The sequence below is a fragment of the Telluria sp. ZT3P26 genome (assembly GCF_059686035.1).
On the sequence record NZ_JCASII010000001.1, the window covers coordinates 1,571,647 to 1,584,021 of the forward strand.

At 66.5% G+C, this 12,375-nt stretch carries 7 protein-coding genes; 4 read left to right on the forward strand and 3 right to left on the reverse strand.

Going from position 1 to position 12,375, the window contains the following annotated elements; translation table 11 throughout:
* Window positions 1–5: 5 nt before the first annotated feature.
* From AC56LN_RS06985 to AC56LN_RS06995, 3 genes are all read right to left on the reverse strand, one after another.
* Window positions 6–4,793: a hypothetical protein gene (locus AC56LN_RS06985; protein WP_499570613.1), complete on the reverse strand. Its 4,788-nt coding sequence runs from the start codon at window positions 4,791–4,793 to the stop codon at window positions 6–8.
* Window positions 4,794–4,916: 123 nt separating this feature from the next.
* Window positions 4,917–6,227, reverse strand: coding sequence for an NEW3 domain-containing protein (locus AC56LN_RS06990; protein ID WP_499570614.1), 1,311 nt, complete (start codon window positions 6,225–6,227; stop codon window positions 4,917–4,919).
* A 109-nt stretch (window positions 6,228–6,336) separates the two neighbouring features.
* Window positions 6,337–6,888, reverse strand: a complete 552-nt coding sequence (locus tag AC56LN_RS06995) for a hypothetical protein (protein ID WP_499570615.1) — start codon at window positions 6,886–6,888, stop codon at window positions 6,337–6,339.
* A gap of 260 nt (window positions 6,889–7,148) precedes the next feature.
* Here AC56LN_RS06995 and AC56LN_RS07000 point away from each other — a divergent pair, with 260 nt between their 5' ends.
* From AC56LN_RS07000 to AC56LN_RS07015, 4 genes are read left to right on the forward strand one after another with little or no spacing between them, the layout of a single operon-like run.
* Window positions 7,149–8,903, forward strand: coding sequence for a methyl-accepting chemotaxis protein (locus tag AC56LN_RS07000; protein ID WP_499570616.1), 1,755 nt, complete (start codon window positions 7,149–7,151; stop codon window positions 8,901–8,903).
* Between the two features lie 16 nt (window positions 8,904–8,919).
* Entirely contained in the window at window positions 8,920–9,738 is an 819-nt protein-coding gene (locus AC56LN_RS07005; RefSeq protein WP_499570617.1) for a CheR family methyltransferase, read from the forward strand.
* Entirely contained in the window at window positions 9,735–10,226 is a 492-nt protein-coding gene (locus AC56LN_RS07010) for a chemotaxis protein CheD (protein WP_499570618.1), read from the forward strand. Before AC56LN_RS07005 ends, AC56LN_RS07010 begins: the two co-directional genes overlap by 4 nt.
* Window positions 10,223–11,830, forward strand: a complete 1,608-nt coding sequence (locus tag AC56LN_RS07015) for a chemotaxis protein CheW (protein ID WP_499570619.1) — start codon at window positions 10,223–10,225, stop codon at window positions 11,828–11,830. Before AC56LN_RS07010 ends, AC56LN_RS07015 begins: the two co-directional genes overlap by 4 nt.
* Window positions 11,831–12,375 lie beyond the last annotated feature (545 nt).

Here is a 12,375-nt window from a genome sequence, read left to right on the forward strand (position 1 = left end):
CTTGATTACTTGAGCAGGTCGCCCGAGAGCAGGCCTTGCAGCGTGTTCTCGTCGAACTTCATGCGTACCCGGAAGTACACGCCCCTGGCGGTGGCGTCGGCGCCGGCCAGGTCGCGTTCCTTGAAGCCGAGCAGGTTGTAGCCGGCCGAGACCCACATATTGCGTTGCAGCTGGTAGCCTGCCTCGATGCCGGCGGCGTACTGGCGGCCGCGCGTGTCGCGGTCCATCAGCATCTGCGCGGTGGCGCCGATGTCCCAGTCGGCATTGATCTCGTGGGTCACGCGGCCGGCCACCAGGTGGCTGACCGTGCGGTTCGACAGGCCGCTCGACCGGTCCATCGCCATCTTGGCGGCGTAGCGGGCGCTGACGGTGGTATCAAGGCGCAGCTGCCAGTTGGCGCCGACCGAGACGGCGTGCACGGCGCGCTTGAGATCGGCCAGGCCGTCGTCGCGTTCGAGCTTGTACTCGTATTTGGCCAGGCCGTTCAGGCCGATCGACTGCAGCGCGCGGTAGGCCACGCCGCTTTGCAGCAGCTCGGTCACGCGCATCGTTTTGCTGGCATTCGAGCGGGTGGCGGCCAGCGTGTTCTTGCCCAGGAAGGTCCAGCTGTCGTCGATCTTGTAGGCCAGGCCCAGCGTCGAGAGCAGGCCGTCGCTGTCGGCGCCGTGACGCAGCTCCAGGCGGGCATTGCCGGTCCAGGTCGGATGGCGGCTCACTTCGATGGCGCCGGTCAGGGCGATCGCTTCGTTGTTGCTGGCGCCCGAGAGCACCTTGACGCGCTCGAAGCTGGTGTTGGCGCGCACGCCGTCGCCCAGCGTCCACAGGTTGCGCAGGCCCAGTGCTGCTTCGGCCTGGCGCTCGCCGCTCACGGTGCCCGCCGGCGAGGTGCCGCCGGCGCGGTATTCCGAGAACACGCGGCCGTCGTGCATGTAGTCGGTGTCGACGCCGAACACGGTGGCGTGGCGCTGCTGGCCCTGGTTCAGCGCGTAGGTTGAACCCAGGCTGCTGATCAGTTCATGGCGGCCGTACACGCGGCTGCCGCCGGCGAAGCGGTAGTCGCCGCCCAGTGCCACCATGCGGCGGCCATTGTCGTGGATGTCCTGTTCGCCTTCGACGAACACGCCGGCCTGCGGCAGGCCAGGGATCTGCATGCCCAGCTTGGCGCGCACGCTGGTCAGGTCGGGCTGGGCCACGATGACCCCGGCGCCGCCTTCTTCACGTGAATGGCGCATGCCGACTTCAGCTTGCAGGCCATTGTCGAACGTGTAGCCGGCGAAGAGCTGCACGCCGTTGCGGGTAGCGTCGGTGGTCAGGTCGGCGGTGTGCAGGCCTTCCAGGCCGACGCTGGTGCGCTCGGTGAAGCGGTAGCGCGCACTGGCGCCGCCTTCGGTGCGGCCCTTCGGCAGGTTGGCCGATGGATTGTCGAAGTTGGCGTCAGCGCGGCCCAGGAACAGGCGGCTCTCGAGCTTGCCGTCATTCCTGGTGGCGTCAAAGCGTGCCGCGCGGCCCGACAGGCCGGCTTTTTCCATCTGCGCCGCTTCGACGATGACGACGGTTTTTTCGTCCGGCTTGACGCTGGCGTTCACGCTCACCAGGCGGGTCGGGGCGGCCGGGTTGCGGTCTTCGACGGCGCTGGCGCCGACCTCGACATGGCTGCCGATCTGGTACTGGGCGGCGACGCCGCCGACCAGGAAGCGCGCGCCGTTCTGGTCGACTTCGTACGCCAGGCGCAGGCTGACCGGGTTCAGGTTCTCGTCCAGGCTCGGCACCGGGGCGCGCAGCAGGATGCGGCCGGTGAGCGGATCGATGTCGTAGTCGACGTAGCGCACCAGGGCGCGGCGCGACAGGATCACACCGGTCTGGTCGCGGTCACGCACGATGATTTCAATGCGCTCGCTGTTGATGACCATCAGGCCACCGCCAGTGAGGAACGGGCCCGAGGTGCCGTTGGCGGCGAATTCCTCGACCATCTGGCGCGTGCGGTCGTAGCTGAGGAACGAATCGACTGTCAGGCCATCCAGTTCGGCGTGCTGGCGCAGGCCCGTCAGGTTGCGGTTGTAGGCGCCCAGGTTGCGCGCCGGGGTCACGCCTGGCGGCACGAAGTCGCCGAACATCACGTACGAGCGGTTGCGCTCGGCCTTGACGTACAGGCGGCCGGCCGATTGCGCCTCGAAGCCGCGGCGCGCGTCGTCGCCGTAGGTCGGGTAAAAGGCAAACGGGTTGATGTCGCGGAACATCTTCGGTTCGGTGTCCTTGTCCGAGTCATACGACATGGTCAGCAGCGTATCGGCGCCGATCTGACCCTTGGCGAACATCGCGGCGCGGGCCCCGGCGTTGACGGTCTCGCCCCCGGCCACGTGGCGCAGGCGGTCTTCGAAGCCGTCGAAATCGCGCAGCGGGGTCGCGGTATTGCCACGGCTGCGGTTCAGGCTGAAGGCGCCTTCGACGACGCCGGCCGCCACCATCGGGCGCAGGGCCGGCAGGAAGCGCAGCGTGTTCTTCGCGCGCAGCAGGCCGCTGGTGGCTTGCAGGCGGGCTTCGCCGGCGTCCGGCGCCGTGCGCAGCGCGAATTCGGCGCTGCCGCCTTCGACGAAGACCTGGTGGCCAGGCTCGCGTGGATCGAGGTCGGGCTGGTCCCACTGGCCAGCGCTGGCGTCCAGCGTGACCGGCGTGCGTTCGGCGATCAGCACGCCGTTCGCGTCTTCCAGGCGCACGGCGACCATCGTCAGCGAGCGGCCATCGGCCGGCGCGGATTCGACCAGCGGGGCGACCGACAGGCGCGCCAGGGCGCCCGGCACGACCACGTCGACGACGCTGCTGCCGCGCGGGTTGCCGAAGCTGTCCGTCTCGCGCACTTCGATCAGGTTGTGGCCGGGCTTCAGGGTCACGCCGACGTAGTCGCGCAGCGCGAGCGCCTGGGCTGTCACGGTGTCCTGCTTGCCGATATGGCTGTCGTCCACGGCCACGCCGTTTACCAGCAGCGTGAAGCCCGAGCCGGCGCCACCCTTGACGCGGATGGTTGGCTGGGAGTGCGGCAGCACCGCGCCATCGGTCAGGCCGATGAAGCCCAGACGGTTGGTGACCGTGGCCAGATCCAGGGCAGGCGCAGCCTTGGCAGCGGCCGTGGCTGGCGCGGTCAGCACGGCGGCCGAGGCCAGCATGGCGCGTAGGCGGGCGGCCCTGGCCTTGATTGCCTCGAGCACGTCAGGATTGCAGCCACTCAGCGCGAAATCGGCGCGCGCCAGTTCGCCGTCCTTGAGGTCGACGAAGCGGCTGCCGGCGTCGCCCGCATTGCGGTTCGACAGCACGGCCAGCTGGCCGGCGACCATCGTGCTCAGGTCGACCTTTGCCACGTGGGTGCGCGGGGCCACATCGGCAAAGCTGTAGCGGCCATCGGCATCAGTCTGCGAGAAGCTGCCGTCTTCGAGGTAGATGCGCACGTCGGGGATGCCCGGCTCGCCCAGGTCACGCTGACCGTTGACATTGCAATCGGCGAACACGTCGCCCAGGATGAAGCCCTTGCTGCTGAAGATGCCGGCTTCGACCTTCACCTTGGCCGCGGCCACCGACGACACCAGCGCCAGCGGGGCGCCGCTGGTGGCCTGGGCGCGGTTGATGCCGTCGCCCTGCAGCGCGCCGGCGCCGATGCGCACGCGGTAGCGCAGCACGCGGTTCGATCTGGCGGCCAGTGTCTCGAGCGGGATGCGCAGCGTCGGGCCGCGGTTCTCGAACTTGTCGGTCACCAGGTTGCCATCGATGCGCAGCGTGCCCGGCACGAACGAGAAGCCGGCTGGCAGGCGGTCTTCGACCACCACATCCACCAGCGCCTGCTCGGCAGTGTTATGCACGCGCACGGTGTAGTCGAGCACGTCGCCCACTTCGACGACGGCGCGCGACGCATTCTTTTCCACGTACAGCACGCCCGGGATCGGGTCGAGCGGCACGTCGATCGTGACCACGCCCGAGGTTTCGCTGACGATGAATTCGCCGCCGAACGAGCCGAACAGGTTGGTCGTGCGACCGGCCGGCAGTTCGCCGACGGCGCGTTTCGACGGGAAGCCGTAGTTCGACGGCGGGTTCACCTGCAGGCGATACAGGCTCGGTGCGACCAGCGGGAACTGGTACATGCCGCCGCCGTCGGTGACGACGGTGCTCGGGGCCGGGGTGACGCCATCGACGCCGAATACCCGGGCCGGGGCGCCAGGCGCGCCGCCATTGCCGGCGCCGGTGATGTCGATCAGGGTCACGGTCGCCCCGGGCAGCGGCAGGTTGCTACGGCTGTCGTAGACGATGCCGATCGGGTCGACCAGGATCGCGGTCTGGATCACGCCGCTGCCGCAGCCGGCGACGGTGGCCAGCAGGGTATCGTTTTTCATGACTTCGATGATGCCGTCGCCGGCGTCGTCGTCGTGGTCCTCGTCGTCGCGGTGGCTCGCGGCGACGGCGCTGAAGCGGTATTCGCCGGTGTCGGCGCCCGTTTCGCGCGCCGTGAACGCCTGCTGGTCGCCCGTCAGCGTGGAGGTCAGGGTCACGCTGACCTGCTCGGCAACATTTTTGTCGATGTTGCACTCGGCAGCATCGACCTGGAGGAACAGGTTGCCGTTGAGCTCGGTCGCGCGCGCCACGCGGCTGTAGGCGGCCGAGGTGAAATAGGTGATCGCATCCGGGCGCACGGCGCGCACGGTGTTCGATTCGATCGTGACGCTGTTGCCGGCCGGGCCGACCCAGGTCGCGCTGGCACGGTTGTTGATGGCGGCGCCCGCATCGCCCGACAACCACAGGACAAGGCTCATGCAGAAAACTACGAGGTGTCGGAAGAGGGTCGTCATGGCGCGCGCGGGAGTCTGGGTAGTCGAAGGCAGCGCCGGCGGGGCGACGCTGCATTGGTGGGACGGTGGATTACAAGGTCAGGTGGTTCAGTCGATCTTCACGCCAAACGACATCGTGTTGGACTGGCCCGGGGCCAGGTTGCCCACGGTGGCCGAGACGCTGCCGGTCGTACCGGCCAGCGGCGCCAGGATGGACCCCAGGCCAGTCGTGGCGGTGGCCGTGGCGTGGTACGTCGTGTTGGCCGGAATCGTGTCGGTCATGACCATCCCGTTGATGGTGGTCGTGCCCTTGTTGGTGCCCACGATCGTGTAGCGGATGCAGGCGCCCGGCACGGCGCCGGTCGTGATCGGTGCATTGCTGAAGGCGGTATCGGCGGTGCCGTCGCAGTTGGCGTCCAGGGCCTGGGTCTTGACCAGTTCGACGAGCGAATCGGCAGCGGCCACGGTGACGGCGTCATGGATCGTGTCGGCCACGCCGCTGGTGCCCGAAATGGCGCGGAAATACAGGTCGGTCGTGCCGGGCGCGGTGCCGGCCGGCGGCGTCACTTCGGCCGTCACGCGCACGTTGGCGCCGGCGGCGACGGTGGCGTTGGTGATCACCGCGCCGTTGGCGTCCTTGAAGACGACGGTCCAGCCTGGTGGCAGGACCTGCATGCCGAACGTGCCGTCGGTGCTGGCCTGCAGGTTGAAGGTGTCGGGGCTGCCACCGGTGTTGTTCAGGAACAGGACGAACGAGGTCATCGTACCTGCCGTCGTGGTCTTGGTCTCCACGGCCGCCGCTTCGACGCCAGGACCTGCACCCGGTGCCCCGGCGCCGGGCGAGTTGGCGGTGAGGTCGATGACGGCGCCGGCGGCGACGGTGGTGGTGTCGGTGCTGGTGGCGCTGATCGCGCCGTTGAAGCCGCTCGTAGCACGGACGGTCAGGGCATTGGTGGTGCCGTTGGCGGCGCCGGCCGGCAGCGTCGCGACAGCCACGAAGCGGAAGGTGGCGCCGGCCGCCAGCGGGCCGGTGGTGCTGATCGGGGTCGCGTTGTCGGCCACGCCGTCGCCGTTGGCATCCGCGTAGAACACGACGCCGGTCAGGCTCAGCGTGCCGGTACTGGTTTGCGACAGGGCGAAGGTGTCGCTGCCGTTACCGGTGTTGGTCACGCTGTGGGCATAGGTGACCGAGGTGCCGGCGCCGGCGCTCTTGGCGGTGCCGGCCGGCATGGTCACGCTGGCGACCTGCTGCACGGTGGTGATCACCGTGTTCGACTGGACCGTCTTGGTGCCGGTGGAATCGTTATAGGTGGCGCTGGCCTGGTTGGTGATCTGGGTGCCGGCCGCAGTGGCGGCGTAGGCGCCGTTGGCGGATGCCAGCAGCGCTGCTGCGGCGACGAGCTTGAGACGGGTTTTCATGGCTGCTTCCTTATCAGGGGACATGGGTGAGTCCGTATTATGTTAATAAAAAGACAACTACTTCTGCGATGTGACAGAGCGACGCCGAAACGTCAGGTAATGCAGGGTGTTATGAGCGGGCGAGTCGGTTCAGGGGCGGGACACCGACGCGCATGCGGGACGTCACGGTCGCCGCCTTGCCGGGTGCGAGATCACCGAGTTCCCAGCGCAGGAAACGGTATTGCTCGGGTGGTACCGGTTCGACCGTGCGGCGACCGTTGCGCATGACCTCGCGGGTCAGGGGCAGGGGGCTGAACCGCTTGCCATCCAGGCTGGCCTGGACGGCTTTCGGAGCGGCGCTGCCGTCGAGGTAGACCATCGCGCCCTCGGGTACCGGCAGGGTCGCTGCCACCGCCTTCGCGGCCGACTTGCCGTTGTTCTGGTAGGTGACCTGGTATTCGATGGTGTCGCCCGGGTTGGCTTCGGTTGCCGGGACCAGCTTCTCGCCACCCTTGTCCTGGGCGACGACCTGGAAGGCCTGCAGGCGCACGTCGACGGCCTGCGTATCGGCAGCAAATGCCGTGGTACCGATGGGCAGCACAGTCCAGAACAGCAGGGCGATCAGGCCACGCATGACCTTGGCGTGCATGTCAATCAAGCGGTTGTTGATGAGATTTTTCATGATTTCGTTTTTACTGAATTGGCGATGGTTTGGATTTTATCGAATTTTCTGTATCTTTCAAGAAAAAGTTTCGTTTTGATCGTTTTGGTTGTTTTCAGGAAACGACGTATCGGCATCTGACGGGCTCGGAGGGTTCGAAAGCACCCCCTGACGCTGCCTCCGCGTCACTTTGTTGTACGATGGCAACTAAAATCAGTAACAAACCAGTACTTCATGCTTGCTGGATTTACTGTTTGTGAGAAATGACGCATCATCGGGTCATGCAGCGATTGCGTCCCGCGCCGCAGCGCCCCCAACTCATCTACCTCACTGACTATATGGAAACGATCTATCTGGAATCGCCTGACGCACTGCAGGACCTGCGTGCCATCTATTCGGCGCTCGACGGCGCCCAAGCCATCGTCGAGTTCGACCTGAATGGCAACATCCTGCGTGCCAATGACAACTTCCTGAGCGTGACGGGCTATTCCGACGCCGAACTGGTGGGGCGTCATCATTCGATGTTCTGCGAGCGCGAGCTGGTCGACTCACCGGCGTACGCACGTTTCTGGCAAGACCTTGGCCTGGGCAAGTCCGACCGCGCGGAGTACAAGCGCATCGCCAAGGGCGGGCGCGAATTCTGGATCAACGCGTCCTACAATCCGGTCAAGGACAGTTCGGGCCGCGTCGCCAAGATCATCAAGTTCGCCACCGACATCACGGCCGAGAAAATCCGGGCTGCCGAAACGACCGGGCTGGTATCGGCCATTGGCCGCGCCCAGGCCGTGGTGGAATTCGACATGAGCGGCATCCTGCTCGACGCCAACGCGAATTTCCTTGAATTGTTCGACTACGCGCTGGAAGACGTGCGCGGCGAACACCACCGCGTGTTCTGCGACGATGAATACGCATCGAGCGCGGCGTACCGCCGCTTCTGGGGCAAGCTCAACCGCGGCGAGTTCGACGCCGGCCGCTACAAGCGCCACGGCAACAACAACAAGACGGTCTGGATCCAGGCCACCTACAACCCGATCTTCGACGCCAACGGCAAGCCGGTCAAAGTCGTCAAGTTCGCCACCGACATCACTGCCCAGGTGATGCTCGAGGAAGCGGCCGTCCAGCGCGCCGAGGACGAGCACCGCAAGGTCGGCATCCTGCTCGAGCAGGTGGCACGCGCCTCGGCCGGTGACCTGACCGGCACGATCGATACCAGTGGCGCCGAGCCGCTCGACGAACTGGGGCGCGGCGTCATGAAGATGATCGGCGACCTGCGCAGCGTGATCGGCGACGCCGTCTCGGCCGCCGGCAAGCTCAATGTTTCGTCGCGCACCATCGCCGACCGTTCCAACACGGTGGCCGCCAGCGCGCAGGCACTGGGCGCGACGGTCGAACAGATGAATGCGTCGGTCGATGGCCTGACCGCGTCGATCAACACGATCGCGCGCAGCACGCACGAAGCCAACAGCCTGGCCCAGTCGACCCGCGACGAAGCCGAGATCGGCGCCAAGGCGATCGCCCGTTCGATCGAAGCGATGGCGATGATCAACCAGTCATCCGAAGACATCGCCGAAATCGTCAAGGTCATCGGCGAGATCGCCGGCCAGACCAATATGCTGGCCTTCAATGCGGCCATCGAGGCGGCGCGCGCCGGTGAGCACGGGCTGGGCTTCTCGGTCGTGGCCGACGAAGTGCGCAAACTGGCGGAGCGCTCGTCGCAGGCGACCAAGGAAATCTCGAAGCTGATCAACGAGTCGGTGCGCCGCGTGGCGCAGGGCAGCGAAATCTCGCGCCAGGCCAGCGAAGCGTTCGACCGCATCACCAGCGGCGTCGGCAAGACGTCGCTGGCGATCGCCGAGATCTCCGACAGCGCCAGCGAGCAGTCGCTCACGGCCAAGGAAGTCTCGGCCGCGATCCTCTACATCGCCCAGGAAACCGAGCGCTCGGCCGGCTCGTGCGACAGCATTGCCCGGTCGACCGAGGGCCTGAACGAGCACGCCAGCCACCTGAACAACACCGTCGCCCGCTTCGTGGTCTGACGCCAGGGGAACTGCCATGGAACTGCGCGACGACCACCTGACTGCGCTGATCGCCCTGGTGCGCGAGCACACGGGCATCGCGATGAACGAGCACAAGCGCGTGCTGCTGCAGGGGCGCCTGCTCCCGCGCCTGCGCGCGCTGGGCATCGCGTCGTGGACCGGCTACATCGAGCGCCTGGCCAGTGACCGGAGCGAGGTCACGTCGTTCATCGATTCGGTGACCACCAACGACACGGTGTTCTTCCGCACGCCGGCCGTGTGGACGTGGCTGTCGGAGACCTTCCTGCCGGCCTTCACAGCGCAGGGACGTACGGCGCCACTGCGCATCTGGTCGGCCGCTGCCGCCACCGGCGAAGAGGCGTATTCGCTGGCCATGAGCTGCCTCGAATACCGGGCGCACGCACCAGGCCTGCGCTTCGAGATCCTGGGCACCGACATCTCGCAGGCGGCGCTGGCCACGGCGCGTGCCGGCGCCTACCGCGGCCGCAGCGTCGCGCGCTTCGAGGCCGATCGCCCGGCCCTGTTTCACAAATACCTGGCGCCGCACGGCGACGGCGTGCAGGTGGTCCCGGACGTCGCGCAGCACGTGCGCTTCGACCAGCACAACCTGCTGGGTCGCCCGCCACGGAACGCCGCGTTCGACCTTGTCATGCTGCGCAATGTGCTGATCTATTTCGACGGCGAGCACCAGCAACAGGTGCTGGCCGGCGCCCGCGCCGCGATGCGGCTTGACGCCCGCCTGGTCCTGGGTGAACAGGAGTCCATCACCCGCCTGCAGACCGCGTTCACGTTCGAGCAGGCCCATGTCTATCGTATTGGCGGAGAACCATCATGAGTATGCAAACCCTGAGCCACATGTCGTACGTGCTGGCTGGCCAGATGCAGATCGGCCACGGCGAACAGGTCCTGAGCGCGCTGCTCGGCTCCTGCGTCGGGATCGGGATGATCTGGCGCAAGCAGGGCCGCTGCGGCCTGGCGCACTGCTTTTTGCCCGACGGTGTCGAAGCCGGTGAAGACTCGGCGCGTTATGTCAGCGCGGCGGTGCCGCGCCTGCTGGCGCTGATGGGCGTGCGGCGCGAGCAGTACGCCGAAGTCGATGTCGTCATTGCCGGCGGCGCCCGCATGCTGAACCTGCGCGCACGGGATGGCGCGGTCGGCACGCGCAATATCGAAGCGGCCCGTTCGGAACTGTCGCAGCGCGGGCTGCAGGTCAAGTTCCAGGATGTCGGCGGCTCGCAGGGCCGGCGCCTGTCGATCGATTGCGATCGCCAGACGTTCAGCGTGGTGCGCATCGCGCGCGAACAGCAGGCGGTGGCGGCATGAGCATGCACATGGACACGGCAACGATGACGGAAACGATGGGCGACGTACACGCGGCCGTATCGGCCATCGAACGACAAACAGCGGCTGCCGCGCGCGTGCTGCGCGAAGCGGCCGGCATGGAAGTCGTGGGCACGTTCCTGTTGGCCGGCCAGGAATTCGCACTGCCGGCACTGACTGTGCGCGAGGTGGTGGGCATGCCCGCGCGGATCACGCCGATCCCGCTGTCGCCGCGCTGCCTTGAGGGCATCTTCACGCTGCGCGGTGCGGCAATCCCGCTGCTGAACCTGGCGCGCATTTTCGACCCGGCCGCACCTGGTGTGACGAGCGATCAGCGCGTGACGATCATCGATGTCGACGACATCCAGGTCGGTCTCGTGTTCGACGCCACCGGCGAAGTGCTGCGCGTGCGGCCCGAGCAACGCGCCGGCCTGCACTGGCAACCGGACGCGCAGCGGGGCGTCGTCGCCGGCACGATCACGCTGGCCGATGGCGCGCGCGTGCTGCAACTGCTCGATGCCGATGCGCTGGTACGGATCGACAACGTGCCGCAGGTGCGCGCCCATGCCAGCGTGGCGCGCGACGCCTGGCGCATGCGCTTCCTGCGCCAGGCGCAGGGCCGCAAGTGCATCTCGTTCACGGTGGGTGGCCTGCGCTTTGCGCTGGCGATGGAAGCGATCCAGGAAATCATGCGCGTGCCGGACCTGCTGCCGTCGGTGATGGTGGGACGCCTGTGCAAGGGCTGGCTGAACCTGCGCGGCGTGCCGGTCGGCGTGGTCGACTTCGGCGCGCTGCTCGGTTGCAGCCCGTCGCAGTCGGATCCTCAGGACGCCCGCGTCCTGATCGTGCGCATCGGCGACGAACAACTGGGCCTGCTGGTCGATGCGGTCGACGACATCCGTCCGTACTTCGACACCGACATCCTGCCCATCCCGCTGCTGGGCACCGCGCGCGGCGCGATGTACCGCGGCTGCCTGCCCAACGCCGAACTGGGCGACAGCCTGTTCCTGGCCCATGACCACCTGTTCTCGGAGTCCGAAGTGAGCGACATCTGCGCCGGCCATCGCCGCCTGTATGCACAAGAAGCCAGCGCCGCCTGCGCAGCGCGCAAGACGACCGGTGAGCGCCACGTGTACCTGGCGTTCTCGCTCGATACCGGCTGGGCCGCCGACATCAGCCAGGTGCGCGAGATCGTCGATTTCGACGGCGTCGTCACGCGCCCGCCCGGCATGCCGGCCTGCGTGCACGGCATGCTGCAGGTGCGCCAGCAGATGGTCTGCGTGATCGACCTGCGCCTGTTGTACGGCATGGCGCCGCTGGCCGCCGCGCCGGCGACCGATGCGGCGCGCCGCATCCTGGTGCTCGAGCACGACGGCGAGCGTTTCGGCCTGATCGTCGACCGCGTCGACACCATCCTGTCGCTGCCGGATACCCAGCGCCGCCCGTCGCCGCAACTGCTGCGCGCGAACGGCCCGCAAGACATGCGCCAGGACAGCGCCGAGGTACTCGAAGTGCCCGGCATCGATGGCCGCGACGACGTGCTGACGCTGTTCGACAAGGAAAAGTTCATCGTCACGCTGCGCCAGCAATTGAGCACGGTTCATTGACTTGCGGCCAGGCGCCCCGATGTGATTCGGGGCGCAGTCAGCCTTATCTGTTGATGATGCTGATGACGATGCTAAGCAATTTTTCTGGCGAACTTACTCTCTCACCATCCAGTACCCAGCACCAACCCCGGCAGTTGGGCAGGTAGCGCGCCATCTCCCCCCCCCGCGACAATCCGAAAGCCAGCTCGTGAAACACAGGTGACAGGCGTTCAAGCTCTGCATGTGGATGGCAAGGCTTCCACGACGTTTGACATATCTGCTACGCGGATTGGTCGCCACACGCGCGAGTCCATGCTGGCGCGCAAAAGCCGGATTTCCCATCAAAAATTTCCCCCTAGTATATGCAGCTTGTGCGGCGCACAAGAAAATGTCGTTTTTATGGATTTTTTCACAAAAATTTTTCAGGTAAAAAGCGAATATACAAGCACTGTAAATACACTTTTTTCATAGTGGGTCGGCCGATTGCGAGAGGCCTCGTCTTGCAGTCTTCAAAGAAAAAGGACGCCGCAAAAAGTGTTGAAATCCTAAGATTCGTATGCTACGGT